Source organism: Micromonospora sp. NPDC005291 (assembly GCF_040607415.1).
Lineage (GTDB): Bacteria > Actinomycetota > Actinomycetes > Mycobacteriales > Micromonosporaceae > Micromonospora.
Genome location: NZ_JBEXGR010000006.1, coordinates 59,648 through 85,999 on the forward strand (window position 1 = coordinate 59,648; position 26,352 = coordinate 85,999).

Genomic DNA, 26,352 nt, shown 5'->3' on the forward strand with positions numbered 1-26,352 from the left:
CACGACCTGGGTACGTGGACTAGGGCAAGTGGACGATCTTCAAGGGGAGGACCGGCGCCGATGTTCTGGGCCTGGGCACGAGTGGTCGGCGGGGTGGGTCTGCTCGCCGTCCTGCTGTGGCAGGTGGGCAGCGGCCCGTTCCTCGCCGGAGTACGACTGATCGACGCTCCGGCGCTGACCGCGGCACTGCTCATCGGAGTGCTCACCACGGTCTGCGCCGCCTGGCGGTGGAGTCTGGTCGCCGGCGGCCTGGGCGTGCGGCTGCCACTGGCGACCGCCGTGGCGCACTGCTACCGGGCCGTGTTTCTCAACGCCACACTGCCCGGCGGGATGCTCGGCGACGTGCACCGGGCGGTACGCCACGGCCGCGACGCCGGTGACGTCAGCCGGGGCATCCGCGCGGTGGTCTGGGAACGTGTCGCCGGGCAGGTGGTCCTGCTGGGTATCGCGCTGGTGGTGCTCGCGGCCTTCCCGTCCCCGGTGCGGGCGTACCTGCCGGTCGCCGCCGCGCTCCTCGTCGCGGGCGGGTTGATCACCGTGCTGCTGGCACGGGCGGTGCCGAACGCCGGCCCCTCGCGGTGGGCGAAGGCGCTGCGTACCGCCGTGGCGGACGTGCGGTCCGGGCTACTGGCCCGGCGCACCTGGTTCGGAGTGCTGATCGCCTCCGCCGTGATGGTCGCCGGTCACCTGGCGACCTTCCTGGTGGCGGCGCGCACCGCCGGATCGGACGCCCCACTGTCGCGGCTGCTGCCGTTGACGCTGCTCGCCCTGCTCGCCATGGGCCTGCCGCTGAACGTCGCCGGCTTCGGACCGCGCGAGGGGGTGGCCGCGTGGGCGTTCGGCGCTGCCGGCCTCAGCGCGGCGCAGGGCGTCGCCACCGCCACCGTCTACGGTGCACTGGTGTTGGTGGCCAGCCTGCCCGGTGCCGCTGTGCTGCTGGCCCGGCGGTCCCGGGTTCCGGTCGCCGCCCGGGAAGCCGCCTCCGGCGGCGATTGTTGAGTCGGTTGTGAGACGGAACGCGCCGCCGCGCGACGGTGGCGCCGGACAAAGGAGTCCCATGCCCGAAGCATTGCCGATCGCCACGATCCGTACGCAGGTCACGGTGCCGCTGGCGTTTCCCGACGGCTACGACACGACCGTCCGGGTGTTCACGTTCAAGGGTCTGGTGGACGGTCGGGAGCACCTCGCCTTCGGCCTCGGCGACTGGGCGGGCGCACTGGACGGGCTCGCCGCCGGGGGCGACCCCCCGCTGGTCCGGCCGCACAGCGAGTGCCTGACCGGTGACGTGTTCGGCAGCCAACGCTGTGACTGCGGGCCGCAGTTGCGCGAGGCGGTGCAGCGGATCGCCGAGGCCGGTGGGTTCCTGCTCTACCTGCGGCAGGAGGGCCGTGGCATCGGCCTGTACGCCAAGCTCGACGCGTACGCGTTGCAGGACGCCGGGCTGGACACCTACCAGGCCAACGTCGCGCTGGGTCGGGGCGAGGACGAGCGGGACTACACCGCCGCCGCGCAGATGCTGACCACGCTGGGCGTGCCACGGATCCGACTGCTGAGCAGCAATCCGGACAAGGCCGAGCAGTTGACCCGGCTGGGCGTGGACGTCGCCGAACGGGTGCCCACCAGCATCTTCCTCTCCCCGGCGAACGCCGACTACCTGGCGGCGAAGGCGGCCAAGGCGGCGGAGACCGAGGCAGCGGAGGCGCTGTCGGGTCGTACCCCTGACCGGCCTGCCGCCCGGTGAGCTGCTGGCCGGCGCCGACGCGGCCGTACGTGCTGCTGAGTTGCGCCACCTCCATCGACGGGTACATCGACGACGCCTCCGACGAACGGTTGCTGCTGTCCAACGAGGACGACCTGGACCGGGTCGACGCGGTCCGGGCCAGCTGTGACGCGATCCTGGTCGGCGCCGGCACCGTCCGCCGCGACGATCCCCGGCTGCTGGTGCGCTCGCCGCAGCGCCGGGCCGAGCGGGTGGCGAGTGGCCGACCCGCCTCGCCCGCCAAGGTCACCCTGACCGCCCGTGGTGACCTCGACCCGACCGCCCGGTTCTTCACGGCCGGCGACCCGGCCAGGCTCGTCTACTGCGCCACGGGCGCGCTGGAGAAGACTCAGGAACGCATCGGCCGGCTGGCCACCGTGATCGACGCGGGCGAGCCGGTCGACCCCGGATGGCTGGTGACCGACCTGGCCGCGCGGGGCGTACGACGGCTGATGGTGGAGGGCGGCGGGACGATGCACGCCCAGTTCCTCACCGCCGGCCTCGCCGACGAGCTGCATCTGGTGGTCGCCCCGTTCTTCGTCGGTGACGGCCGGGCGCCCCGCTTCGTCGGCGAGGGCCGTTTCCCCTGGCACCCGGGTCATCGCGCCCGCCTGGCCGAGGCCCGCCAGATCGGCGACGTGGTCCTGCTCCGCTACGCCCTCTCCGACCGCTTCCCCGACGCCGACGCCTCAGGATCGTCGACGCTGGCGGCGCCAGGGGCTTGTTAGGGTGGCCGCCATGCCGAGTCTGGTGAAGATCAGCCAGGACAATGTGGAGGCGGCGTGCCGGCTGACCGTCCGGCCGGAGCAGGAGAAGTTCGCCTCTCCCGTCGCCTGGTCCCTCGCGGAGGCGTACGCGCAGCCCGAGATCGCCTGGCCACGCCTGATCGTCGAGGGTGACGAGATCGTCGGTTTCCTGATGGGCTTCTTCGACATCGTGTGGCACCCGGACCGACCCGACGACCTGCGCTCGGGCCTCTGGCGGCTGAACATCGCCGCCGAGCACCAGGGCCAGGGGTACGGCCGCTTCGCCGTCCAGTCCATCTGCGACGAGGCTCGTCGACGGGGGCGCGACCGCGTGTACACGACGTGGGAACAGGGGACGGGCGGTCCGGAGCGGTTCTACCTGAAGCTCGGGTTCCGCCCGACCGGGGAGACCAGCGACGGCGAGATCGTCGGAGAGCGTGGCCTGACCGAGTGATCAGCGGGGCGGTGCGGCCTGCGTACGATGCGAGGCTGGGTTTCCCTCGTCGCGGCGGAGGTATCGGGTAGATGGCAGGCCAGCACGAGGGTTTCGCCCTCGGCGTCGACCTCGGTACGTCGAACACGGTGGCGGTGCTGCGCTGGCCGGACGGGCGGACCCGTCCACTGCTGATGGACGGTCAGCCGGTCAGCCCCTCCGCTGTCTACGCCGACCCGAACGGCACCCTGCACACCGGTTGGGACGCCCGACGGCTGGCGCAGGCGGACCCGGCCCGGCTCGAGCCGAACCCGAAACGTCGGGTGGACGAGCCGACCGTACTGCTCGGTGACCGCTCGTACCTGCCGGCCGACCTTCTCGCCGCGCTGCTCGTGGCGGTCGCGCGGGCCGCGGTCGACACCGTCGGCTTCCTGCCCCCGGCGGTGCTCACCTGCCCGGCGGCCTGGGATGCGACGCGGCGGCAGGTCCTCGCCGACGCGCTGCTGCGGGCGGGCTGGCCGCAGATCGGCGAGCACACCCTCGCCGGGCCGACGCCGCCGGGCACCCGGCTGCTGCGGGAGCCGGTCGCCGCCGCCCGCTACTACACGCAGGTGCTGCACCGGCCGGTGCCGGTCGGCGGCGCGATCGCGGTGTTCGACTTCGGTGGTGGGACGCTCGACGTCGCGGTGCTGCGCAACGAGGGTGCCGACCCGTGGGGTGACTCCGGATTCAGCGTGGTCGCCGACGGTGGTCTGCCCGACCTGGGCGGCCTGGATCTCGACGCCGCGCTGGTGCGGCGGGTCGGCGAGTTGGTCGGTGAGCGGCACGCCGCGCAGTGGGCCCGGCTGATCCGACCGGCGGATCCGGCACAGCGCCGCGACCAGGTCCGGCTCTGGGACGAGGTACGAGGTGCCAAGGAGACGCTGTCCCGGTCCTCCGTGGCGCCGGCCGCGGTGCCCGGGATGGCCGAGACGGTTCAACTGACCCGGGCGGACGTCGAGCGGGTGGCCACACCGTTGCTGCGCCGCGCGGTGGACCGGGCCCGGGAGGTGATCGCCGCCGCCGGGCTCAGCCCCGACCAGCTCGCTGGGCTGTTCCTCGTCGGCGGCTCGTCGCGGATCCCGCTGGTGGCCCGGATGCTGCACGCCGAGTTGGGGATCGCCCCGACGGTGCTGGACCAGCCGGAGTTGCCGGTGGCCGAGGGCGCGCTGACCGACCTGCCGCTGCGTCGACCGCTGCCCGCACCGGCGTACGCCGGACCGCCGATCGCCCCGCCCGCACCGACTCCCGTGAGCCCACCCGCGCCGACCGCCCCGGCCTGGGCCGGACCAGTCGCGCCGACCGTACCGGCCGGGGTTGGACCAGTCGCGCCGACCGTACCGTCGCAGCCCTGGCCCGGGTCGACACCGCCGGCGGGGCCGCCCGGGCCGGGCTGGTCCGGCGTCACCCCGACCCCGGCTGCCGGCGGGGCGCGTTGGCGGCGGGCCCGCTGGGTGGTGCTCGGCGCGGTGCTGGCTCTGGCCGGCGTGGCTACCGCCGCGACGCTGTACCTCACCCGTGACCGCTACCCGGATCTGGAGTTCCGGTCGTTGCGCGAGCTGTCCCGGCCGGCGGCCGGCGCCGAGCGGCCCGCCAGCATGTGGACGGCGGTGCTCGGTGACCGGGCCTACCTCGGATACCCACTGCCGGACGACCGGCTGGAGGTGGTGGCCGTCGACACCAGGACCGGCAAACAGCTGTGGCGTAAGGCGACCGACGTGCGAGCCGACGACTGGGAGAGCCTGGTGGCCATCCCGGGGGCCGTCGCGGTCGTCGCCGACGCATCGGGCGACAGCACCCTGCGTCCGCTGGCCGTGCTCGACGGACGCACGGGCACGCAACGCTGGCAGCACCCGATCCGCGGTGACGACGACGTCTACTTCGCCGCTGACACGGCGGTGCTGGTGGACCGGGGCGCCGCCCAACTGGTCGGCCTGCGCCTGAGCGACGGCGGGACGGAGTGGACCCAGCCCAACCCCCGCGACCAGTACGACGGCCGCCGCACCGTGGTCCGGCCGGTGGGCAGCGATGAGGCGTCGGCTGGGCCGGCCTTCCTCGACGGCACGCCCCGCGACCCGTGGGCCAGCAAGGGGCGGCGACTCGTCCAGGTGGGCGCGGACCGGTCGGTGCGTCTGCTCGACATGGCTTCCGGCACCGTACTGCGCCAGTGGGGCAACGTCGCCGACCTCGACGACCTGGTGGTTGCCCATGAGGATCGGCTGTACGTGGCCGCCAACGAGGGCGGGTACCAGTTGTTGGCGTACGACCTGGGCTCCGACGCGGAGCCGGTGGTTCTCCACCGGTCCGGCAACGACGAGTACCGTCCGGCGGAGCTGGTGGCCTGCGGTGAGCGACGGGCGTGCCTGTTGCAGGTGCCGAACAGCAAGGTCGAGAAGACTGAGGTGGTGGCCGCGACCGAGGGCGAGCGCTCGCGCAGGTGGCCCGCGCCGGGCGTGACGGGCCTGGTCCCGTTGGGCGAGCGGCTGCTTGCCCAGCGGGAGTACCCGGAGCCCACCGTCACCCTCTTCGACGCCGCCGGCAAGCCGGTGTTGCGGGACCGTGGCGGTGTGGCGGTCCGGCTGGACGCGGGCAACCTGCTGGTCTTCGCCAAGGCGCCCAACATGGTCGCGGACAACCGCGTACTGGCCGGGGTGTGGGCCGAGTCCGGCGAGCACGACGACCTGGGCGAGCTCCAGGACGTCCGCAGCGCGTCCTGCTCGTGGAACACCACGGTCATCGCCTGCGGCGCGGACAAGGACTTCGTCCTGTACCAGTTCGCGGAAAACTAACCCTCCCCGCGGGGTTGTCAGGCGCGGAGGATTTCTTCGCCGTTGATTGTGACGGGGATTTCGGTGAGGCCCCGGGTGGCGGGGCCGCCCAGGCGGGAGCCGTCGCTGGGCGAGAAGGTGGAGTTGTGCGCGGGGCAGGTGACCACGCCGTCGCGGGGTGCGGCGACCCGGACGCCCTGGTGTGGGCAGGTCGCGTCGTACGCCTTGAAGCTGCCGGCCTCGGGCTGGACGACCAGCACACCTTCGGTGACCGTGCCGCCACCGACCGGCACGTCTCCGGTGCGGGCCAGCACGGTGCCGGCCTTGGCGGCCGCCTGACTGCCGGTCGGGCTGTCACCGGCGCCGCAGGCGCTCAGCAGCCCGGCGGCGCCGAGGGCGCCCGCGCCGGTCAGCAACCCGCGCCTGCTCAGGCACCAGCGGTTGTCGCGGAGAAACTCCTGTCCGTCGTACACCGTTGTCACCTCTCCGTCGGCGGCCCCGGACCACCGTCGTCCGATTGCTCGCCGGCCCAGCCTGCCGCACGTGGCTGAACGCGCGATGCGTCCGAGCTGAATGATGGCTGGGTGCGGTCGGTGGCCGAGCGCCGGGACCGTACGATGCTGCGGTGAATCTTCGGGGTACGGTCCGCGCCGATCGTCCGCTGGTGGTGCTCGCCGTCGGGGAGGAGGCCCGCTATCTGCCTCCCGAGCTGCCGGTCCTGCTCACCGGCATGGGCAAGGTGAACGCCGCCAGCGCGGTGGCCGCGGTGCTGGCCGCCGGGCCGCGCCCCTCCCTGCTGCTCAACCTGGGTACGGCCGGCGCGTTGCGCCCCGGGTGGGCCGGTATCCACGAGGTCGCCACCGTGCTCCAGCACGACCTGGACACCGACCTGCTGCGCACGCTCACCGGTGAGACCTACGGGGCGCCGCTGTCGCTGGCCACCGAGGGCGCGGTGCTGGCCACCGGCGACACGTTCGTGGCCGACGATGCGGCGCGGGGCCGGTTGGCGCAGCGTGCCGACCTGGTCGACATGGAGGGGTACGCGGTGGCGTGGGCCGCCGCGCAGGCGGGTGTGCCGTGCCGGTTGATCAAGCAGGTCAGCGACGAGGCGGGCGACGGCGCGGCCCGGACCTGGCGGGAGTCAGTGGACGCGTGCGCCCGGGACCTCGCCGAGTGGGCCGGTCGACACCTCGCCTGATTCAGCCTGAGGTCAGCGGTCGGGCTGTCTCATCTTCAGCCCGGGTGTGGTGGCTCGGGGAGTGCCGGCGGGTACCAGGACGTGACCGGCCAGCGCGAGCGCCACGACCGTGGTGACGACCACCGGCGGCCATCGGCCGGCCCACGGCAGCACCAGCAGCGGCAGCGGCAGCCAGATCACTCGCCGCCACGGCACGGACGTGGACACCAGCAGGGTGAACAGGAGGCGCCCGGTCACGAACAGCGCCGGCCCGCCGACGATCAGCATGAGCCACTGCACCGGCGTCGTTCCGGTGGGTCGGGCGACGACCAGGTCGAACGAGGCCGCCGTGCCGACCACGCCGGCCAGCATCACCAGATGGGTGTACGGGGCCAGTCGGGACGCGCGGCCGCGGGACGGCGGGTCGAGGCCGCGTACCAGCTCGTCGGCCCGGAAGACGTAGACCTGCCAGAGCAGCAGCATGGTGGCGAAGGCGCCGAGCAGGGCGGTGACCCGAAATCGGCCGAGATCGGTCTGGCTGACCTGCAAGGTGGGCACCAGAATGATGTCGCCGAGGGCCAGGATGACGAACTGCTGGTACCGCTCGCCCAGGTGCCCGGTGGTTCCCTCGTACTGGACAACAGGCACCCGGCCCAGCCAGGGCGTGGGGTAGCGTGCCGCCGCGGAGATCAAATCGATCGCGATGGCGATGGTCCAGAGCCCCCAGTTCACCGTGCCGGACAGCGCGCCGGCGATCCAGAAGACGCCGGACACCACGAACCAGAACACGAACCGGGTGGCCCGCTCCATCGCTGCGCGGTGCCCCTGGCGGTGCAACGTGGTGACCAGGACGATGCCGCGGATCACGTGCGTGGTGACGTACGCGATCGCGAAGACCAGCGCATGCCCGTCGGAGATCATCGGCAGGGATGCCGCCATCGCCACCGACCCGACCATGGCGACCATCAGGATGGCCTGAATCGGGCGTTGCTGTGGGTCGTAGAACTCGGTCGTGGTCGAGGTGACCGACCAGGTCCACCAGATCGCCGTCAGCATCAGCAGCACCGACGCGCCGTCATGCCAGGAGCCGCGGTCCGCCAGCTGCTTCGAGATCAGTGCGAGGGCGGCCACGAAGACCACGTCGAAGAGCAGCTCCAACAGCGTGGCCCGGGTAGACCCGTCCGGCCGGCGTACCAGCGCGGCGGAGCCCTCGGTGGTCATGCCCGGCCTCCCGCCGTGTCTCCCGAGGATTATCGGCGGCGTCGGCCTGGCTCGTCCCCGGATCGGTGATTCCCGCCCATTGGGGAAGAGCGCGCGTGAGGTTGCCACGGCGTCGGGCGCCGGGCGATGCTTGGCGACATCCATCAATCTCGATCTCTGCGGAGGTTCGGATGCGCCGCTCCCCGCTCGTCGCCCTCGTCCTGACCATCCTCCTGCTCGTCGCGCCCGGCGCGGCGCAGGCCGCCGTTCCCGACCGGGCCGCCCCGCCCGCCACCGACCCGGCGGCCGTGCTGGCCGGGGTACGCACAGCGGGCACCGCCTGGGGCCTCGACCCGGCCACCGGTCGGATGACCCTCAGCGTCGACGACACCGTCGCACCCGCCCAGCTGACCGCACTGCGGGCGGTGGCCGACCGGGCCGGCGCGCTGCTGCGCCGCGAGCCCGGAACGCTGCGCACCCTGATCGCCGGAGGGCAGGGCATCTACGGCGGTGGCGGTCGCTGCTCGCTCGGTGCGAACGTACGCAGCGGCAGCACCTACTACGTGATCACTGCCGGGCACTGCACCACCACCGCCAGCGCCTGGTACGCCGACAGCGCCCAGACCACCGTGCTCGGCACCCGCACCGCCACCAGCTTTCCCACCAACGACTACGGGCTGATCCGGTACACCGGCCGGATCGCCCATCCGAGCGCGGTCTACACCTACCCCGGGCTGCTGACCATCTACGGCGCCGGCAACGCGTACGTCGGTCAGGCGGTGTGTCGCAGCGGTGTCACCACCGGGGTGCGCTGCGGCACCGTCACCGGCCTCAACCAGACCGTCAACTACGCCGGCGGCGCGGTCACCGGTCTGATCCGCACCAACATCTGCGCCGAACCGGGGGACAGCGGCGGACCGCTCTACGTCGCGTCCACCGGCACCATCATCGGCATCCTCTCCGGTGGCAGCGGCAACTGCACCTCCGGTGGCACGACCTACTACCAGCCGATCGGGGAGGTGCTGGCCGCGTACGGGCTGACGTTGCCCTGACCCACGGTTCGCCGCGCGACGGGTTGCCCGTCTCGGGCGAGACACCTAGGCTCGGCGGCGTCCCGGACCCCGCCGCGAGGACGTGTGCCCCCATGCCGACCGACTCCCGACACGATCGAGCGAGCGTTCCGGCCGGGTCCCCCCCGGTCGAGGTGGCCGCGGTGGGGGAGACGATGGTGGTGCTCTGCCCCGCGCCGGGTGAGCCGCTGGAGCACGCCGACCAGGTAGCTGTGTCGGTCGGCGGCGCGGAGTCCAACGTGGCCGGCTACCTGGCCCGAATGGGGCACCGGGCGGCCTGGGTGAGCCGGGTCGGCGACGACCCCTTCGGCCGGGCCGTCGTCCGGCACGTCGCCGCCGCCGGCGTCCTCGTGGACCATGTGAGCGTGGACCCGGCCGCTCCCACCGGCCTGTACGTCAAGGACCCGGGCCCGGAGGGGACCGCCGTGCACTACTACCGGGCCGGGTCGGCGGCCTCCCGGATGGACCCGGGCACGCTGGCGAACCCTGGGCTGACCGGTGCCCGTGTACTGCACCTGTCCGGGATCACCCCGGCGCTCTCCGCCTCCTGCCGGGCGCTGGTCGAGCACGCGGTGGGCGACCGGCCGCTGGCGGGGGCACTGGTCAGCTTCGACGTCAACCACCGGGCCCGGCTGTGGCCCGCCGAGCAGGCCGCGCCGGTGCTGCGCGACTTCGCCGACCGCTGCGACCTGGTCTTCGTCGGTCAGGATGAGGCGGACGTGCTGTGGGGCACCGCCGACCCGATGGCCGTACGCCGGCTGCTGCCCGGACCGGAGACGGTGGTGGTCAAGGATGGCGCGGTGGGTGCCACCGCACTGAGCCGCGACGCCGAGCCGGTCTTCGTTCCGGCGCCCCGCGTGACGGTGGTGGAGCCGGTCGGCGCCGGAGACGCGTTCGCCGCCGGCTACCTGGCCGGGCTGCTGCGCGGCCTCGACCCCGTGCGGCGGATGCGGCTCGGTCACCTGGTCGCGGCCCAGGCGTTGACCAGCAGCGGCGACAACGCCCCGGTGCCGCCGTGGGCTTGGTTCGAGAAGCTGCTCGCTGCCCCCGTAGACGCCTGGTCGCCGCTCGACCTGACCGCCACGCGGGCGGGGGACTGAGTCGTGTCGTCGGGTCTCGGCCCGGCCGCCAGGCAACAGATGCACCGCGACCTCGGATGGAGTGCACCATGACCACAGCGGACTTCGACCACATCTTCGGCGGCGCCCGGGTGATGGCGATCCTGCGCGGCCTGCCGGTCGCCGAGACCGTTCGGCTCGCCGAGCGTGCCTGGGACCTCGGCATCGACGTGGTGGAGGTTCCGGTGGCCACCGCCGACGCGGTGCCGGCGCTGCGCGCCGCTGTCAAGGCGGGAGCCGAGCGTGGCCGGATCGTCGGTGCGGGCACCGTGCTCGACGTCGAGCAGGTGTCGGCGGCTGCCGACGCGGGTGCCGCGTTCACCGTCGCGCCTGGCCTGGACCTTGCGGTCGCCGACGCCGCCGCCGCGCGTGGCCTGCCGCACCTGCCCGGTGTGGCCACCCCCACCGAGGCCCAGCAGGCGCTGCGACACGGCCTCACCTGGCTCAAGGCGTTCCCCGCGATCTCCCTCGGGCCGGCCTGGTTCAAAGCCGTGGCCGGCCCGCTGCCACAGTTGCGCTTCGTCGCAACCGGCGGCCTCGACGCGGGCAACGCCGCCGCGTTCCTGCAAGCAGGTGTACGGGTGGTGGCGGTCGGCTCAGCCCTGTCCGACCCAAACCAGCTAGATCGACTAGCCGAACTGCTAGCCCTCAACTCCCCAACAAGCTGACCCACCCTCGGCCCACCCCCGCTCCACCCCACCACAACTCCGTCGATCATGGAGTTGTGGTGGGGTGCTAAAGCCGCAATTCACATGATGTCCGGCACCACAACTCCATGATCGACCGGGTGGGGTGGGGTGGGGCGGGGGTGGGGTGGGGTGGGGTGGGGTGGGGTGGGGTGGGTCGCGGACCCGGGCCGGCGGCCGATTCGCGGTCGATGACATTCAGTCGGCGGTCGGCGGTCGGCGGCCGGTCGAGGAAGAGCAGCCGCGCGCGTTTCTCCGGCAGGTCGATCAACGGTCCGGGCCGGAAACCCGTGCGGAGAAACCGGTTGATGGCACGGTCGTTGCGGGCGTCAGGTTCCATCACGACCCGCAGCCGGCCCGGGTCGGCGAGGACGAAGTCCAGGATCGCGCCGAACAGCGCACCGGTGAAGCCGCGCTCGACCACCGTCGGCGGCCCGATGAGCAGGTGGACGCCGACGTCGCCGGGGCGTACCTCGTAGCACTCGCCGACCGGGTCGGCCTCGGGCTGGTAGGTCTGCGCCAGCGCGGCCGGCACGCCGTCGCGGTGCACCAGGTACGCGTGGTGGGTGGCCAGCGAGTCCAGGTAGGAGTAGATCTCGCGCACCCGTTCGCGGCTTGCCTCCCGCATCCCCCAGAAGCGCGCCCGGTCCTGGGTGACCCAGCCGTGCAGCAGGTCGACGTCCTCGTCCGGCCGCACCGGCCGGATGGTGACCACACCGAAACCGCTGACCTCGCTGCGGTAGTGATGCCCATCAGTGTTCATGGTGCTCCTCGACGAGCCGGTCCCAGTCCGTGGTCACCGGCAGCAGCTTACCGGCCAGCCAGGCGGGGCTCTGGTCGTCGTGGTGCGGGGCGCCCGGCACCCCGCAGGCACCCAGCGGGACCACCCAGCGGCTGTCCTCGCGCCGGGCCAGGTCCCAGACGAAGCGCGCCGCCGGCCCTCGGAAGCACCAATGGGTCACCCCGGGCACGCTTGAGGTCGCCAGCACACAGTCGTGGTCACCGTCGAGTCGCGGGCCGGGCCCGTCGTCCGGGCCGGGCAGCGCCCGCCACGGCACCAACCGGTGCAGGTCTCCCCAGCGCACCGGTCCGGCCGCCACGTCGGCGACCTCGTCGGCCACGGCGCGTACCAGCGCGGCCATGTCCATGCCTGGCAGCGGGGTCGCGCCGAGCAGGTGCTCCAGCGCGTAACCGACGCGCGGCGTCAGCGCCAGCCAGGGCGCGAACACCTCCGGGTACGCGGGCGGCTCGGCCAGCGCGCCCAGCGCCGGGTGGGCGGCGATCCGGCGTACGACAGCAGCCCGCAGGGTGGCGAAGGCAGCCGCGTCGGTGCTGTCGGCTGCCATCCGACGGTCCCAGCGCAGCAACCGTTCGCGCAGCGCGGCGGCGGCCGGGCCCAGCCCGCTCGACTCGGCCAGCACCGCCAGCAGCGGCTCGGCCGAGCCCAGATACGTGTCGGTGTGCACCACGGCCATGGCGTCGGCCGACCAGGCCTGACCGGCGTCGAGCAGCTCGGCGATGCGGTGTGCCCGGTGCGGCGGGGCGAACTCGACCCCGAGCGGCGCCGCCAGCCCTCGCTCGTTGGCCATCACCGCCCGGCCGGCCACCTCGGCCCGGGGCATCGGCGCGTACCAGCCCTGCCAGGCGTGCGCGGCGTCCCACGCGGGGACCACCCGCCGGCCGTTGTCCGGATGCCGCACCGGCACCGCACCGGCGACCCGATGCAGCAGCCCTCCGGCGGTGTCCGCCGCCTGCACCACGTTGACAGGCTCCACCCAGTGCCGCAGCGCGCGGTCCACGTCCGCCACGGTGTGGGCGCGCAGCAGCTCCGGCAGCGTCGCGAAGCCGAGCTCGGCGCGGACCCGTGGCGGGTAGTGCAGGCTGATGGCCGTCTCGTCGTCCGGGCCACCGACGATCACCGGACCTCGGTCGGTCTCCACCACCTCGACCTCGACCGGGTCAGCCCCGGCCACCTCGATCGTCTCGACGTGGCGGTGGACGTCCCGCCAACCGTCCGGGCCGAGGGCCCGCACCTGCTGGCCGTGCCGGCGCAGCCGCTCGGCGTACAGGTCCTGGTAGTCGGCCATCGCGTTGGTGATCGACCAGGCCACCCCGCCGGTGTGCCCGAAGTGCGCGATCCCCGGCACGCCCGGCACCGCGAGCCCGACCACGTCGTACTCCGGGCAGGCCAGCCGGATCTGCTGGTAGACGCCGGGATCCTCAAAAAACCGGTGTGGGTCGCCGGCGAGCAGCGCTGCTCCGGTGCCGGTGCGCTCGGCGGCGAGCAGCCATCCGTTGCTGCCGGCGACGGCCGGCCCGTCGGTGGCGAACAGGTCGACCGCGGCCGGGCCGAGCTGTTGCGCCAGGTGCTCGCGCCAGAGCTTGCCGGGGAACCCGGCGAACAGGATGTGATGGCCCAGCCAGACCGCGAGCGGTGTCCACGGCTCCCACCGGCCCGGGCTCAGCCCGGTGGCTGCGAACTCCGGCGCCCGGGCCGCCCCGGCGGTGAGACCCGCGTTGACCCCGGCCACGTACGCGCCCACCCACTCGGCGGTCGCCGGATCGAGCGCCGCGTGGCAGCGGCGTGCGGTGTCGTCGAGCCGGACCTGCCGGGCGAACCGGTCCCAGCCGAGCGCGTCGGCGCCGAGGAAGGCGGCGCTGGTGCCCTGGGCCCGGTGCCGTTCCACCTCGATCTGCCAGGCCCGGTCGTACGCGGTCACCCGGCCCTGCGCCGCCGCCAGCGCGAGTGGGTCGTCGGCACGCAGGTGCGGCACCCCCCACCGGTCGCGGAAACGCCGCTCGCTCACGCCGGTTCCGGGACGGTGGCGGCGGCCCGGCGCCGCGCGGCGGGAACGACCAGCGGGGTGCCGGTCTCCGGGTCGTCGATGACCCGGCAGGGCAGCCCGAACACCTCCGCCACCAGGTCGGCGGTGACCACCGACGCCGGCTCCCCGGCGGCCACCACGCGTCCGTCGCGCATGGCGATCAGGTGGGTGGCGTAGCGGGCCGCGTGGTTCAGGTCGTGCAGCACCGCGACCAGCGTGCGCCCCTGCTCCTCGTGCAGCCGGGCGCAGAGATCCAGGATCTCGATCTGGTGGGCGATGTCGAGGAACGTGGTCGGCTCGTCGAGCAGCAGCAGCGGGGTCTGCTGGGCGAGCGCCATGGCGATCCAGACCCGCTGGCGCTGGCCGCCGGAGAGTTCGTCCACGGGCCGGTCGGCGAGGTCGTCGACACCGGTGGCGGCCATCGACTCCTCGACCACCCGCTCGTCCTCTCGCGACCACTGCCGCAGCAGCCCCTGGTGGGGGTATCGGCCCCGGGCGACCAGCTCGGCGACGCTGATCCCGTCCGGCGCGATCGATGACTGCGGCAGCAGCCCGAGGGTGCGGGCCACCTTCCGGGCGGGCAGGTCGTGGATGTCCCGGCCGTCCAGCAGGACCGTCCCGACGGTCGGACGCAGCATCCGGGACAGCGCCCGCAGCAGGGTCGACTTGCCGCAGGCGTTCGGACCGATGATCACGGTGAACGACTGGTCGGGCACCTCCACGGTCAGGTCCTCGGCGATGATGCGCCGGTCGTAGGCGAGGGTCAGCGCGGTGCCGCCGAGCCGGGAACTGGCGGGGTGCATGGGTGCTCCTTCGAGGGCGTCGCGGGTGTTCACAGCCGACCCGCCCGGCGTTCCATGGCCAGCAACCAGACCAGGTAGCCACCGCCGATCACTCCGGTCACCACACCGACCGGAAGTTGGTGCCCGGAAAACGCGCGCTGGGCCAACAGGTCGGCGCCGACCAGCAGCGCCGCGCCGACCGCCATCGACGGCAGCAGGTTCGGGCCGGGCGCCCGGGTCAGCCGCTTCGTCACGTGCGGTGCGACGAGCGCCACGAAGGACACCGGCCCGGCGGCGGCCGCCGCGAACGAGACGAGCAGCACCGCCGCGGCGAGCAGGACCAGGCGTAGTCGGCGCACCGGCACACCGAGGGCGTTGGCCGTGTCGTCGCCCAACTCCATCATCCGCAGCGCCGGCCCGCAGCCGACGAGCACCAGCGGCGCCAGCAGGGCGGTGACGACGAGCAGCGGCCCGGCGTTGGCCCAGCCCCGCCCGTCCAGGCTGCCGGTGAGCCAGAGCACCGCGCGGGCGGCGTCCATCAGCGGCGCCCTGGTCAGCAGGTAGCCGTTGACCCCGGTCAGGATCGCGGCGACGCCGATGCCGACCAGGATGAGCCGGAAGCCGTGCACCCCGCGCCGCCAGGCGAGCGCGTAGATCACCAGGCCGGTGGCGAGCCCACCGACGACCGCCGCGCCGGCCAGCGCCATGCTGCTACCGCCGAGGACGACCACCACCAGCGCGCCGGTCGACGCGCCCTGGGTGAAGCCGAGCATGTCCGGGCTGCCCAGCGGGTTGCGGACCAGCGACTGGAACACCGTGCCGGCGAGAGCCAGCGCGGCACCGACCAGCAGGGCGGTGACCAGCCGGGGCAGTCGTAGCTCCTGCACGATGAACTGCTCGGCCGGTGTGCCGCCGCCGGCCAGCGTGCGCAGCACGTCGGCCGGGCCCATCGGGTAGTCACCACTGCCCACGGCGATCAGGCCGAGCCCGGCCGCGAGCAGCGCGGCGCCGGCACCGACGGCCAGCGCGCGGGGGCGGAACCGCAAAGACAGCCCGCCAGGTGTACGGAGAACAGTCACGCCACCGCTCCGCTTCGCTCCGCGATGGCGCGACGCGCCACCGTGCTGAGCCTGCTGGTTCGCTCGCTCACGGGTGGGCCACCCTTCCACGGGTGACGAGCCACAGGAAGAGCGGGCCGCCCAGCACGGCGGTCACCATGCCGACCTGGAGTTCGCCGGGCCGGCCCAGCACCCGGCCGAGCACGTCGGCGCCGAGCAGCAGCACGGGTGCGAGCACCGCGCAGTACGGCAGCAGCCAGCGCAGGTCGGGGCCGGTCAGGGCGCGAACCAGGTGCGGCACCAGCAGCCCGACGAAGACGATCGGGCCGCACGCGGCGGTCGCCGCGCCGCAGAGCAGGGTGACCGCGACGATCACGGCGGCGCGGATCAGCGCGGGTCGCGCACCCAGGGCCCGAGCCGCGTCGTCGCCGAGCGCGAGCGCGTTCAGGGGACGGGCGGCGCCGAGCGCGACCAGCAGGCCGACCAGGATGAACGGCAGGATCCGGGTCACGGTCGCGGAGTCCGCGCTGGCCAGTGAGCCGACCGTCCAGAACCGCAGCCGCTCCAGCGAGGCCGTGTCCAGCAGCATCACCGCGCTCACGTACGAGTAGAGGGTGGCGTTGAGTGCCGCGCCGGCCAGCGCGAGGCGGGCCGGGGTGGCGCCACGCCCGCCGCCCACGGCGTAGACGAGCGCGGTCACCACCGCCGCGCCGAGCAGCGCGAACCAGACGTACCCGCCGATGGCGGTGACGCCCAGGAACGCGGCGGCGGTGGCGACGGCCGCGGACGCCCCGGCGTTGATGCCGAGCAGCCCGGGGTCGGCCAGTGGGTTGCGGGTGAGGGCCTGCATGACGGCGCCGGCCACGCCGAGCGCGGCGCCGGCGAGCAGCCCGAGCAGGGTGCGGGGCAGGCGCATCCGGTGCACCACCGCGTACTCGGTGGCGTCCCGATGCAGCAACCCGGACCAGACGTCGGCGAGCGGCATGGCTTTCGCCCCGACCGCGATGCTGAGCACCACGATCACGCCGAGCAGTGCCACGGCGGCGACCAGGCCGGCGGCGCGGGCCGCCTGACGGCCGCGCCGAACCGGGGGTGCGTCCGTGCTCCGTTCCGGCACGTGTCGTGCCGGTCTGGTGACGGTGGGTGTGGCGTCCAGTGTGGGCTCCGGAGGTGTGGCGACACGGCGAACCGCTGTTGACAAAGGCAGAGGTTAGGCTAACCTAACCCCGCTGCCCGGGTCGACCCCGACCAACCCCTGATCGAAAGACAACACCATGCCCGATGCCCTGTCTGCCCGCCGCCTCTCCCGCCGTGGCCTCCTGGCCGCCGGTGGTGCTGCCACCCTGGCCGCCCTGCTCGCCGGCTGCGGCAAGGACGACGCCGCAAAGCCCGCCACCAGCAACGGAAGCGGCCCGTGGTCGTTCACGGACGACCGCAACAAGAAGGTCGAGGCGGCGGCCCGTCCCGCCCGCGTGGTGGCCTTCACCGGCGTCGCTGCTGCTCTGGTCGATTTCGGTCTCGACAAGCAGCTCGTGGGCGTGTTCGGCGAGACGAAGCGCGCCGACGGCACCGCCGACCCGCAGGCCGGCGACCTGAACATCGAGGGCGTCGAGATCCTCGGCAACGTGTGGGGCGAGTTCAGCCTGGAGAAGTACGCGGCGCTGCGCCCCGAGCTGCTGGTCACCCACATGTACGACCCGGACGCGCTCTGGTACGTGCCGGACGAGAGTAAGGACAAGATCCTTCCGCTCGCGCCCAGTGTGGCTATCACCACCGCCCGGGTGCCCATGACCAAGCCCATCGAGCGGTACGCCGCGCTGGCCGAGTCACTCGGCGCGGACCTGTCCGCGAAGAAGGTCACCGACGCGAAGGCCCGCTTCGACGCGGCCGCCGAGGCGGTCCGGCAGGCGGTCAAGGCCAACCCCGGAATCAAGGTGATGGCCTGCTCCGGCAGCCCCGACCTGTTCTACGTCTCCAACCCGAAGGTCAGCACCGACCTGATGTACTTCGCTGAACTGGGCGTCGACATCGTGGTCCCCACCAAGCTCGAAGCCGGCGACTACTTCGAGGCGCTGAGCTGGGAGAGCACCGGCAAGTTCCCGGCGGACCTGATCCTGCTGGACAACCGCAGCACCGCGCTTCAGCCCAAGGACCTCGCCGCCAAGCCGACCTGGCAGCAACTGCCGGCGGTCAAGGCTAACCAGGTGACCCCGTGGGACGCGGTGCCCCGCTTCTCGTACGCCGGCTCCGCGCCGCTGCTGGAAAACCTCGCCACCGCCATCCGGAACGCGAAGAAGGTCAGCTGACACCATGACTACGAGCACCGTCGAACCGATCGCCCTGCAGTACCGCTTCTTCGCCGCGCACGTCGTACGGGCCCGCCGGGTCGGCGCCTCGCTGATCCGGGTCACCCTCGGCGGTACGGAGCTGATCGACTTCGCCGGTGGCGGCCGGGACCAGAGCGTCTCGCTGTTCCTGCCGCACCCGGGACAGGACGCCCCGGTGGTCCCGGTCGAGCAGGGCGAGGACTGGTTCGGCGCCTGGCGGGCACTCCCGCCGGACGTCCGTGCGGTGATGCGCTCGTACACCATCAGAGAGCACCGGCCGGCGGTCGCCGAGGTTGACATCGACTTCGTCAGCCACGGCGACACCGGCCCCGCCTCCCGCTGGGCGGCCCTCGCCGGGCCCGGCGACCGGGTGCTGCTGCTCGGCCCCGGCGTGCACGACAACCGCAGCGTCTGCTTCCGCCCACCGGACGGCACGGACCTCGTGGTGCTGGCGGCCGACGAGACCGCGCTGCCGGCCACCGCGGGCATCCTGGCCTGGCTTCCCTCCGGCACGCGGGTCCGCGCCTGGATCGAGGTGCCCGACGCCGCCGACATCACGGACCTGCCCACCGAAGCCGACGCCGAGATCAGGTGGATCGTGCGGGGCAGCACCCCACCCGGCAGTTATCCGCTGGTCAGCGCGGTTCGTGCGGCCCGTCTGCCCACCGGCACCCCGTACGCCTGGATCGCCGGCGAATCCGGTGTGGTGCGGGCGTTGCGCCGGCACCTGGTCGGCGAGCGCGGCCTCGACCGTCGGCGGGTGACCTTCGCCGGCTACTGGCGGCGCGGGCTCTCCGAAGAGGACCTGCGCGTCGAGGCGCTGGCCGGCGCCACCGCCTGAGCGGCGACCCATCCGAAAGGCGGCACTGCCTCCCGGCGCGCGACGCACCGGGGGGAGGGTTCCGGCTGCCCTCGTCGAGAACGTGGAAGGACTTCCCGTGACCGTGCCGACGTACCCCGTCGAGACCACCGCGCCGCCACCGGCGCCAGCCGCCGCGCGGGCCCATCTGCTGCATGACGGCTCGGTCGAGCAGTACCGGCGGACGATCGCCGATGGTGTCGACCGGGTCGCCCGTCGGGTGGCCACCGTGGACCGTCCGGTCACCGGGATCACCCCCGCCGAATTGGCACCCCTGGTCGACCGCGTGGACCTGGACCGGCCGCTCGGCGACGCCGGCGCCGCACTGGACGAACTGGAGGACGTCTACCTGCGCGACGCCGTCTGGTTCCACCACCCCCGCTACCTCGCCCACCTCAACTGCCCCGTGGCCATCCCGGCGCTGCTCGGCGAGGCGGTGCTCACCGCCGTGAACTCGTCGCTGGACACCTGGGACCAGAGCGCCGGGGCCACCCTCATCGAGCGACGGCTGATCGACTGGACCGCCGAGCGGATCGGCCTCGGCCCCAGCGCGGACGGCGTCTTCACCAGCGGCGGCAGCCAGTCCAACCTCCACGCGCTGCTCCTGGCCCGGGAGGAGGCGTGCGCCGAGGCGATCGGCTCGGCGGCGCGCGCCGAGCTGCTGCCCCGGCTGCGCGTCCTCACCTCCGCGGCCGGTCACTTCAGCGTGCAGAAGTCGGCCAAGCTGCTGGGCCTCGCCCCGGACGCGGTGATCGCGGTGCCCACCGACGCCCGGCGGCGGATCCGGCCGGCCGCCGTCCGCGAGGAGATCACACGGTGCCGGGAGGCCGGGCTGGTGGTGATGGCAGTCGTCGGCACTGCCGGCACCACCGACTTCGGCTCCATCGACCCGCTCACGGAGCTGGCCGGGATCTGCGCGGCGGCCGGCGTCTGGCTGCACGTGGACGCGGCGTACGGCTGCGGTCTGCTCGTCTCTCCGACGCGGCGGCACCTGCTCGACGGCATCGAGCGGGCCGACTCGGTGACCGTCGACTACCACAAGTCGTTCTTCCAGCCGGTCAGCTCCAGCGCGCTGCTGGTCCGCGACCGGCGGGCGCTGCGGCACGCCACCTACCACGCCGACTACCTCAACCCGGCTCGGATGGTGGAGCAGCGCATCCCCAACCAGGTCGACAAGAGCCTGCAGACCACCCGCCGCTTCGACGCGCTGAAGCTCTGGCTGACCCTGCGGGTGATGGGCCCGGACGCGCTGGGCGCGCTCTTCGACGAGGTGGTCGACCGGGCCGCCGAGGCCTGGCAGCTGGTCAGCGAGGACCCCCGCTTCGAGGTGGTGACCCGCTCCGAGCTGAGCACGGTGGTCTTCCGCTACCTGCCCACCGGCCCGGGCCGGGAGCTGGCCGACGCCGCCAACCTGTACGCCCGGGAGGCGCTGGCCGCGTCCGGCCTCGCCGTGGTCGCCGGGACCCGGGTGGACGGCCGGCACTTCCTGAAGTTCACCCTGCTCAACCCGGCCACCACCGTCGACGACGTCGGCCACGTGCTCGACCTGATCGCCACCCACGCCGGCCGGTACGTGCACGACCACGTCACCGCCGACCTGACTTGCCACGTCGGCTGACGCCGGTGACCACGAACCCGCGCCTGGAGACTCGGATGTCCACCCACGACTTCATCGCCATCGGGCTGGGTCCGTACAACCTGGGCCTGGCCTGCCTCACCGCGCCGATCGACGACCTGGACGGGGTCTTCCTGGAGGCCCGGCCGAGCCTCGCCTGGCACCCCGGCATGCTGCTGGAGTCGGCCCGGTTGCAGACCCCGTTCATCGCCGACCTGGTCAGCCTCGCCGACCCGACGTCGCCGTACTCCTTCCTCAACTACCTCAAGGAGATCGGCCGGCTCTACCCGTTCTACATCCGGGAGAGCTTCTACCCGCTGCGCAGCGAGTACGACGCGTACTGCCGGTGGGCGGCGGCGAAGCTGCCGAACGTGCGCTTCGGTCAGACCGTGACCACGGTGGAGTACGACCCCACCGACGAGCGGTACGTGGTGCGCGCCAGCACCGGCACGGGGGAGACCGTCGAGTATCGGGCCCGGCATCTCGTGCTCGGCACCGGCACCCCGCCGCACCTGCCCGACGCCGTCGCCGAGCTGCCCGGCGACGCCGTGCACAACTCCCGCTACCTGGAGCACCGGGACGCGCTGCGCACCAAGCGCAGCATCACCGTGGTGGGCAGCGGGCAGAGCGCCGCCGAGATCTACCACGACCTGCTCGGCGACATCGACCGGTACGGCTACCAGCTCAACTGGGTGACCCGGTCGCCGCGGTTCTTCCCCCTCGAATACACGAAGCTGACCCTGGAGATGACCTCACCGGACTATGTGGACTACTTCCACGCGCTGCCGGAGGCCACCCGCTACCGGTTGGAGTCCGAGCAGAAGGGCCTGTTCAAGGGGATCAACGCCGACCTGATCAACGACATCTTCGACCAGCTCTACGCGCACAGCGTCGACGGCCCGGTGAACACCCGACTGCTCACCAACACCGAGCTGGTCAGCGCCGCATACCAGGACGGGGCGTACACGCTGGGGTTGCGTCAGGTGGAGCAGGAACGGGACTTCGCCCTGCGTACCGAAGGGTTGGTGCTGGCCACCGGCTACCGCTACCAGGTGCCGGCGTTCCTCACGCCGGTGCGCGAGCGGATCCGCTGGGACGCGCACGGCCGCTTCGACGTGGCCCGCAACTACAGCATCGACCACTCCGGCCGGGGGATCTTCCTGCAGAACGCGGGCACCCACACGCACAGCATCACCTCGCCGGACCTGGGCATGGGCCCGTACCGCAACTCCTGGATCATCCGCGAGCTGCTCGGCCGGGAGCACTACCCGATCGAGAAGAGCATCACCTTCCAGGAGTTCGGCGCTTCGGGCGGGGCCGCGTCATGAGCGTCGTCTACACCCGCGCCGACGACCGGCTCGGTGAGTTCGCGCTGCGTACCCTCGACCCGGACGCCGACGCGGCGCTGCTGCACACCTGGGTCACCCACCCGAAGGCGGCGTTCTGGTTGATGCAGGACGCCGACCAGGCCCAGGTGGCCGAGGAGTACCAGCGGATCGCCGACCACCCGCACCACGACGCGTACCTCGGGCTGTGGCGGGGGAGTCCCGCCTTCCTCGCCGAGCGCTACGACCCGGCCCACGTCGAGCTGGTCGGCCTCTACGACAACCAGCCCGGCGACGTGGGCATGCACTTCCTCTGCGCGCCCGTCGGCACTCCCGTGCACGGCTTCACCCGGGCTGTGCTCGGCACCGTCATGGCCTGGCTCTTCGACGATCCGGCGACCAGGCGGGTGGTGGTCGAGCCGGATGTCGGCAACACCGCCGTGCACGCGTTGAACGCCGCCGTCGGCTTCGAGGTCGTCGACACGATCGCCAAGCCCGAGAAGGACGCTCTGCTCAGCGTCTGCACCCGAGCTCAGTTCCAGGCCGCGGCCGACCGCGCTGCCGCTGAATGGGCTGCGGCCGACCGCGCTGCCGCCACCCGAACCGAAGGAGCCCCGGCGTGACCGCCACCGCCGTCCCCACCCAGACGCCCGCATCCGCCGAGCACGCCGCCACCGGCGACCCGGTCGGGCATCTCACCCCGCAGCGCTGGGCCCGGGCCAACCGGCTGCTGGTCCGCAAGGCGCTCGCCGAGTTCACCCACGAACGGCTGCTCACCCCGGAACCCGTCGCGGGCCCCGACGACCGACAGTGGTACGAGGTCCACAGCGACGATCGCGCGGTCAGCTACCGGTTCGCGGCGTGGGTGCTCGCCCTGGCGCACTGGCAGATCGACGCGGACAGCATCACCCGGCACCGCGACGGCACCTCGCTGCCGCCCGACGCGGTGGACCTCATCGTCGAGCTGCGCGGCACCCTCGGGCTCTCCGCGCGGGTGCTCCCGGTCTACCTGGAGGAGATCACCTCGACGCTGGCCGGTACCGCGTACAAGCTGGCCCAGGCCGCACCGAGCGCCGCCGAGCTGGCCGGGGCGGAATTCCAGACCATCGAGACGTCGATGACCGAGGGCCACCCCTGCTTCGTGGCCAACAACGGCCGGCTCGGCTTCGGCGTCGACGAGTACCACCGGTACGCCCCGGAGGCCGCCGCCCCGGTCCGACTGGAGTGGTTGGCCGCGCACCGGGACCACTCGACGTTCAGCAGCGCCGCCGACCTCGACTACGACACGCTGATCGACAGTGAGCTGGACGCGGAGACCCGAGCACGGTTCGCGACGACGATGGCCGACCTCGGCCTGGACCTCGCCGACTACCACCTGATCCCGGCACACCCGTGGCAGTGGTCGAACAGGCTGGCGGTCACGTTCGCCGGGGAGTTGGCCGAGCGGCGGCTGGTGCACCTCGGCCCCGGGCCGGACGCGTACCTCGCCCAGCAGTCCATCCGCACCTTCTTCAACGTCACCGAGCCGAGCCGGCACTACGTCAAGACCGCGCTGTCGGTGCTGAACATGGGCTTCATGCGGGGTCTGTCGGCCGCGTACATGGCGGCCACCCCGGCGATCAACGACTGGGTGGCCGACCTGATCGCCGGCGACGAGGTGCTGACCGGCACCGGCCTGACCGTCATCCGGGAGCGGGCCGCGGTGGGTTACCGGCACCGGCAGTACGAGGCGGCGACCGACCGCACCTCCCCGTACCGGAAGATGTTGGCCGCGTTGTGGCGGGAAAGCCCGATGCCCGACCTGGCACCGGGACGCCGACTGTCCACGATGGCCGCGCTGTTGCACGTGGACAACGACGGCGGCTCGCTGGCGGCGTCGCTGATCGCCCGGTCCGGGCTTGCGCCCGAGGTCTGGCTGCGTCGCTACCTGGACGCCTACCTCACCCCGTTGCTGCACAGCTTCTACGCCCACGACCTGGCCTTCATGCCGCACGGCGAGAACGTCATCCTGGTCCTCGACGAGCGCGACACCGTCGAGCGGGTGATCTTCAAGGACATCGCCGAGGAGATCGCCGTGATGAGTAACGAGGTCGAACTGCCGGAAGCGGTGGAGCGGGTCCGGGTCGACGTGCCCGACGACACCAAGCTGCTGACCATCTTCACCGACGTGGTGGACTGCTTCCTGCGTCACCTCAACGCGGTGTTGGTCGAGGCCGGTGTGCTCGCCGAGGACGACTTCTGGCGTACGGTCGCGGCCTGCGCCGCCGACTACTTCGACCGGGTGCCGCACCTGGCCGAGCGGGTACGCCACTACGACCTGTTCGCACCGGAGTTCACGCTGTCCTGCCTCAACCGCCTCCAGTTGCGCGACAACCAGCAGATGATCGACCTGGCCGACCCGTCGGCGGCTCTCCAGTTCGTCGGCACCCTGACCAACCCGCTGGCCGCCCACGCCCCGGCCCGGTGACAGTCGAGGCGGGCCTGCTCAGTCGGTCGTCTCGGCCGTGCCGGCCCGCCGGAACGCGCGGGCCAGTTGGGCGAGGTCGAAGCTCTCGAAGTGCTGGAGGAACCGCCGGCGTACGGCGGTCAGGTGACTCGGCCAGGACTCTTCCAGGCGGGCGAAGCCCGCGTCGGTGAGGACGGCGTTCCAGCCGCGCGCGTCCTCCTCGCACCGTTCGCGCTTGACCAGGCCCTGCGTCTCCAACCGGATGATGGTGCGGGTCATGCCGCTGAGCGAGAGGTGGCAGGCCGAGGCGAGCTCGTTCATCCGCAACCGCCGGTCCGGCGCCTCGGACAGGTTCATCAGGGCGGTGTACTCGGTGAGCGGTAACTGACGGTCACCGACCATGTCGGCGTCGATCGTGCGGGGTAGCAGGTGCATCACCTGGCCCAGGGCGCGGACCAGGGCCTCCTCATCGGGCGTGAGGGGTTGCGGGGTCTTCGCGGAGGGGTCGGACATCCTCGCATCATACTTGCTTGACTGAGCAATTGCTCACTCTCGGTGTGACCACGACCATAGGATGTCTATTTGCTTGACGAAGCAAGTTCCGGTTAGCGTTCCCGGCGCCACCACGGCCAACGGCGGACGGCCACGTTCACTACCCTTGGCGCGATGAGCCGATCTGCCGACGCTGGGCGGGCTCCGCTCTGGCGGGACCGGACCTTCGGCACGTACTGGGTCGCGCAGTCGCTATCGGCGGCCGGCGACTCGTTCGCCTACCTGGCGGTGCCGCTGCTGGTGCTCCAGGCGACCGGGTCGGTGGCGCAGATGGGTCTGCTCACCGCCGTCGCGGGTGCGGCGTCCGTCGTCGCCGGGGTCTTCGGCGGGGTGCTGGTCGACCGGTACGACCGCCGCACGCTGATGATCGTGGCTGATTTGGCCCGGCTGGTGCTCTACGGCCTGGTGCCACTGGCCTGGCTCGCCGGCCCGCAGGTCTGGCTGCTCTTCGTCGTGCTGCCGATCTGCGGGGCCGCCGGGATGGTGTTCCAGGTCGCCGCGGTGACCGCCGTCCGCAACCTCGTCGACCGCGATCGGATCACCGAGGCCAACGGTCGGTTGCAGGCGACGTACGCGGCGGCGGCCGTCCTCGGGCCGCTGCTCGCCGGCGTGGTGGCGGCCCGCTTCGGCCCGGCGACCGCCATCGCCGTCAACGCGGCGAGCTTCGCGCTCTCCGCGGCCGGTCTGTGGCTGATCCGACTGCGCCCCGTCCAGGTGGACGAGGGGGTGGTCCGGCAGCGACCGCTGGCCGAATTCCTGGCCGGGGCGCGGTTCCTGTGGCGACAGCCCGTGCTCCGCGCGTTGACCGTCCTGCTGTCGGTCTTCATCTTCCTCACCTACGGCTTCATCGACGTGCTGATCTACCACGTCACGCACGACCTCGGCGGCTCCGAGCGCACCGTCGGCACGGTGCTCGGCCTGGCGGCGCTGGGCACGGTCGCCGGTGCGCTGCTGGTGGCCCCGCTGCGTCGCCGGCGCGGCTTCGGCGCGACCTGGATCGGCGCGCACGCGATCTGCGGTTTCGCGGTGGCGGGCGTCGGCATGGTGGCGAGCGTGCCGGCGGTTACCGCGCTGACCGCGGTCTACCTGTGCTGTCTCAGCATCGGTGGGATCTGCTCCATGTCGCTGCGTCAGGAGATCACCCCTGACCACCTGCTCGGCCGGGTCACCTCGGCGTTCTGGAGCACGCACTACGCCCTCGGACCGGCCGGCGCGGTCGCGCTGACCTGGGCCGCCGCCCGATACGGTGCGTCGACGGTCGCCCTCGTCGCGGGAGCGGGATGCCTGCTGGTCGCGGTCGGCGGCCTGTTCACCCCGATCCGCCGAGCTGGCGCGGAGCCGCATGGTCCGTCTGCCACCACCGTGCTGGGTCAGGTTGGTCAATCACCGGCGGACCATCCGTCAACGGCCTGAGCTGGCGCCGCGCCTAGGCGGTGGCTCCCGCCCGTATGTCCCGCCGTGCCTGTCGAGTTGCCCCACCTGTGGGGCAGGCACGTCCGTGGCCCGCCCGCCCGAATGGTCGTGGCCCGGAACGAGCGGCCTGCCCCGCTGATGGGGCAGCTCGACA

Annotated in this window: 23 protein-coding genes and 1 pseudogene; 16 read left to right on the top strand and 8 right to left on the bottom strand. The window is 72.8% G+C overall.

Annotated elements, in window-relative coordinates; genetic code table 11:
• Positions 1-60 precede the first annotated feature (60 nt).
• From ABZT18_RS10770 to ABZT18_RS10790, 5 genes are all read left to right on the top strand, one after another.
• Positions 61-999, top strand: coding sequence for a lysylphosphatidylglycerol synthase transmembrane domain-containing protein (locus ABZT18_RS10770; RefSeq protein WP_354994331.1), 939 nt, complete (start codon positions 61-63; stop codon positions 997-999).
• A gap of 58 nt (positions 1,000-1,057) precedes the next feature.
• The gene (gene ribA, locus ABZT18_RS10775; protein ID WP_354994330.1) at positions 1,058-1,741 is read left to right on the top strand and encodes a GTP cyclohydrolase II; all 684 of its coding nucleotides are present in this window, start codon (positions 1,058-1,060) and stop codon (positions 1,739-1,741) included.
• Positions 1,738-2,487: a dihydrofolate reductase family protein gene (locus tag ABZT18_RS10780; protein ID WP_355251128.1), complete on the top strand. Its 750-nt coding sequence runs from the start codon at positions 1,738-1,740 to the stop codon at positions 2,485-2,487. The genes ribA and ABZT18_RS10780 overlap by 4 nt, the downstream gene beginning before the upstream one ends.
• Positions 2,488-2,497: 10 nt before the next feature.
• On the top strand, positions 2,498-2,959 hold the full coding sequence (locus tag ABZT18_RS10785; RefSeq protein WP_355251131.1) for a GNAT family N-acetyltransferase: 462 nt from the start codon (positions 2,498-2,500) through the stop codon (positions 2,957-2,959).
• Between the two features lie 71 nt (positions 2,960-3,030).
• A complete protein-coding gene (locus ABZT18_RS10790) occupies positions 3,031-5,766 on the top strand; it encodes an Hsp70 family protein (protein ID WP_355251134.1) in 2,736 nt (911 codons plus the stop codon).
• 17 nt (positions 5,767-5,783) lie between these two features.
• Here the strand turns inward: ABZT18_RS10790 and ABZT18_RS10795 are convergent, their stop codons facing one another.
• Entirely contained in the window at positions 5,784-6,218 is a 435-nt protein-coding gene (locus ABZT18_RS10795) for a Rieske (2Fe-2S) protein (RefSeq protein WP_355251137.1), read from the bottom strand.
• A 152-nt stretch (positions 6,219-6,370) separates the two neighbouring features.
• Between ABZT18_RS10795 and ABZT18_RS10800 the strand changes: the two genes are divergently transcribed.
• Entirely contained in the window at positions 6,371-6,943 is a 573-nt protein-coding gene (locus tag ABZT18_RS10800) for a nucleosidase (RefSeq protein ID WP_355251140.1), read from the top strand.
• Positions 6,944-6,955: 12 nt separating this feature from the next.
• Here ABZT18_RS10800 and ABZT18_RS10805 read toward each other — a convergent pair whose 3' ends face one another.
• Positions 6,956-8,143 (bottom strand): low temperature requirement protein A, encoded by a 1,188-nt coding sequence (locus ABZT18_RS10805; protein WP_354994324.1) that lies wholly within the window; start codon positions 8,141-8,143, stop codon positions 6,956-6,958.
• Positions 8,144-8,313: 170 nt separating this feature from the next.
• Here ABZT18_RS10805 and ABZT18_RS10810 point away from each other — a divergent pair, with 170 nt between their 5' ends.
• The 3 genes from ABZT18_RS10810 to ABZT18_RS10820 all read left to right on the top strand — a co-directional run bounded on the left by ABZT18_RS10810 (position 8,314) and on the right by ABZT18_RS10820 (position 10,978).
• Entirely contained in the window at positions 8,314-9,174 is an 861-nt protein-coding gene (locus ABZT18_RS10810; protein WP_354994323.1) for a S1 family peptidase, read from the top strand.
• 161 nt (positions 9,175-9,335) lie between these two features.
• Complete coding sequence (locus tag ABZT18_RS10815) at positions 9,336-10,292, top strand: sugar kinase (RefSeq protein WP_355251143.1); 957 nt, start codon at positions 9,336-9,338, stop codon at positions 10,290-10,292.
• Positions 10,293-10,360: 68 nt separating this feature from the next.
• Positions 10,361-10,978 (top strand): bifunctional 4-hydroxy-2-oxoglutarate aldolase/2-dehydro-3-deoxy-phosphogluconate aldolase, encoded by a 618-nt coding sequence (locus ABZT18_RS10820; protein ID WP_355251146.1) that lies wholly within the window; start codon positions 10,361-10,363, stop codon positions 10,976-10,978.
• A 241-nt stretch (positions 10,979-11,219) separates the two neighbouring features.
• Here the strand turns inward: ABZT18_RS10820 and ABZT18_RS10825 are convergent.
• The 5 genes and pseudogenes from ABZT18_RS10825 to ABZT18_RS10845 form a co-directional block, all read right to left on the bottom strand.
• Positions 11,220-11,759 (bottom strand): annotated as a pseudogene (locus ABZT18_RS10825) (GNAT family N-acetyltransferase); the annotation flags it as partial.
• A complete protein-coding gene (locus tag ABZT18_RS10830; RefSeq protein ID WP_355251149.1) occupies positions 11,749-13,803 on the bottom strand; it encodes a penicillin acylase family protein in 2,055 nt (684 codons plus the stop codon). The gene ABZT18_RS10830 and the pseudogene ABZT18_RS10825, both read right to left, overlap by 11 nt.
• Positions 13,800-14,624, bottom strand: a complete 825-nt coding sequence (locus ABZT18_RS10835; protein WP_354994318.1) for an ABC transporter ATP-binding protein — start codon at positions 14,622-14,624, stop codon at positions 13,800-13,802. Before ABZT18_RS10835 ends, ABZT18_RS10830 begins: the two co-directional genes overlap by 4 nt.
• 29 nt (positions 14,625-14,653) lie before the next feature.
• Positions 14,654-15,682, bottom strand: a complete 1,029-nt coding sequence (locus ABZT18_RS10840) for an iron chelate uptake ABC transporter family permease subunit (RefSeq protein ID WP_354994317.1) — start codon at positions 15,680-15,682, stop codon at positions 14,654-14,656.
• A gap of 67 nt (positions 15,683-15,749) precedes the next feature.
• Positions 15,750-16,817, bottom strand: a complete 1,068-nt coding sequence (locus tag ABZT18_RS10845) for an iron chelate uptake ABC transporter family permease subunit (RefSeq protein ID WP_354994393.1) — start codon at positions 16,815-16,817, stop codon at positions 15,750-15,752.
• A 118-nt stretch (positions 16,818-16,935) separates the two neighbouring features.
• Between ABZT18_RS10845 and ABZT18_RS10850 the strand changes: the two genes are divergently transcribed.
• The 6 genes from ABZT18_RS10850 (at position 16,936) to ABZT18_RS10875 (ending at position 24,254) form a co-directional block, all read left to right on the top strand.
• Positions 16,936-17,967 (top strand): ABC transporter substrate-binding protein, encoded by a 1,032-nt coding sequence (locus ABZT18_RS10850; protein ID WP_355251152.1) that lies wholly within the window; start codon positions 16,936-16,938, stop codon positions 17,965-17,967.
• Positions 17,968-17,971: 4 nt separating this feature from the next.
• Positions 17,972-18,829: a siderophore-interacting protein gene (locus tag ABZT18_RS10855; protein WP_355251155.1), complete on the top strand. Its 858-nt coding sequence runs from the start codon at positions 17,972-17,974 to the stop codon at positions 18,827-18,829.
• Between the two features lie 97 nt (positions 18,830-18,926).
• Entirely contained in the window at positions 18,927-20,465 is a 1,539-nt protein-coding gene (locus tag ABZT18_RS10860) for an aspartate aminotransferase family protein (protein WP_354994314.1), read from the top strand.
• A gap of 35 nt (positions 20,466-20,500) precedes the next feature.
• On the top strand, positions 20,501-21,790 hold the full coding sequence (locus ABZT18_RS10865) for a SidA/IucD/PvdA family monooxygenase (RefSeq protein ID WP_354994392.1): 1,290 nt from the start codon (positions 20,501-20,503) through the stop codon (positions 21,788-21,790).
• On the top strand, positions 21,787-22,410 hold the full coding sequence (locus ABZT18_RS10870) for a GNAT family N-acetyltransferase (RefSeq protein ID WP_354994313.1): 624 nt from the start codon (positions 21,787-21,789) through the stop codon (positions 22,408-22,410). Before ABZT18_RS10865 ends, ABZT18_RS10870 begins: the two co-directional genes overlap by 4 nt.
• Positions 22,407-24,254 (top strand): IucA/IucC family siderophore biosynthesis protein, encoded by a 1,848-nt coding sequence (locus tag ABZT18_RS10875; protein ID WP_354994312.1) that lies wholly within the window; start codon positions 22,407-22,409, stop codon positions 24,252-24,254. Before ABZT18_RS10870 ends, ABZT18_RS10875 begins: the two co-directional genes overlap by 4 nt.
• A gap of 18 nt (positions 24,255-24,272) precedes the next feature.
• Here ABZT18_RS10875 and ABZT18_RS10880 read toward each other — a convergent pair whose 3' ends face one another.
• Positions 24,273-24,746, bottom strand: a complete 474-nt coding sequence (locus tag ABZT18_RS10880; protein WP_354994311.1) for a MarR family transcriptional regulator — start codon at positions 24,744-24,746, stop codon at positions 24,273-24,275.
• Positions 24,747-24,899: 153 nt separating this feature from the next.
• On the opposite strand from ABZT18_RS10880, the gene ABZT18_RS10885 reads away from it, so the two are divergent.
• Positions 24,900-26,198, top strand: coding sequence for an MFS transporter (locus ABZT18_RS10885; RefSeq protein WP_354994310.1), 1,299 nt, complete (start codon positions 24,900-24,902; stop codon positions 26,196-26,198).
• Positions 26,199-26,352: the final 154 nt, after the last annotated feature.

What these genes read in the sequence shown, in the direction of transcription:
- ABZT18_RS10865 (WP_354994392.1), top strand. Translation starts at nt 20,501, where the DNA reads ATGTCCACCCACGACTTCATCGCCATCGGGCTGGGTCCGTACAACCTG.
- ABZT18_RS10810 (WP_354994323.1), top strand. Translation starts at nt 8,314, where the DNA reads ATGCGCCGCTCCCCGCTCGTCGCCCTCGTCCTGACCATCCTCCTGCTC.
- ABZT18_RS10770 (WP_354994331.1), top strand. Translation starts at nt 61, where the DNA reads ATGTTCTGGGCCTGGGCACGAGTGGTCGGCGGGGTGGGTCTGCTCGCC.
- ABZT18_RS10885 (WP_354994310.1), top strand. Translation starts at nt 24,900, where the DNA reads ATGAGCCGATCTGCCGACGCTGGGCGGGCTCCGCTCTGGCGGGACCGG.
- ABZT18_RS10880 (WP_354994311.1), bottom strand. Translation starts at nt 24,746, where the DNA reads ATGTCCGACCCCTCCGCGAAGACCCCGCAACCCCTCACGCCCGATGAG.
- ABZT18_RS10790 (WP_355251134.1), top strand. Translation starts at nt 3,031, where the DNA reads ATGGCAGGCCAGCACGAGGGTTTCGCCCTCGGCGTCGACCTCGGTACG.
- ABZT18_RS10870 (WP_354994313.1), top strand. Translation starts at nt 21,787, where the DNA reads ATGAGCGTCGTCTACACCCGCGCCGACGACCGGCTCGGTGAGTTCGCG.
- ABZT18_RS10820 (WP_355251146.1), top strand. Translation starts at nt 10,361, where the DNA reads ATGACCACAGCGGACTTCGACCACATCTTCGGCGGCGCCCGGGTGATG.
- ABZT18_RS10855 (WP_355251155.1), top strand. Translation starts at nt 17,972, where the DNA reads ATGACTACGAGCACCGTCGAACCGATCGCCCTGCAGTACCGCTTCTTC.
- ABZT18_RS10850 (WP_355251152.1), top strand. Translation starts at nt 16,936, where the DNA reads ATGCCCGATGCCCTGTCTGCCCGCCGCCTCTCCCGCCGTGGCCTCCTG.
- ABZT18_RS10785 (WP_355251131.1), top strand. Translation starts at nt 2,498, where the DNA reads ATGCCGAGTCTGGTGAAGATCAGCCAGGACAATGTGGAGGCGGCGTGC.
- ABZT18_RS10835 (WP_354994318.1), bottom strand. Translation starts at nt 14,624, where the DNA reads ATGCACCCCGCCAGTTCCCGGCTCGGCGGCACCGCGCTGACCCTCGCC.
- ribA (WP_354994330.1), top strand. Translation starts at nt 1,058, where the DNA reads ATGCCCGAAGCATTGCCGATCGCCACGATCCGTACGCAGGTCACGGTG.
- ABZT18_RS10805 (WP_354994324.1), bottom strand. Translation starts at nt 8,143, where the DNA reads ATGACCACCGAGGGCTCCGCCGCGCTGGTACGCCGGCCGGACGGGTCT.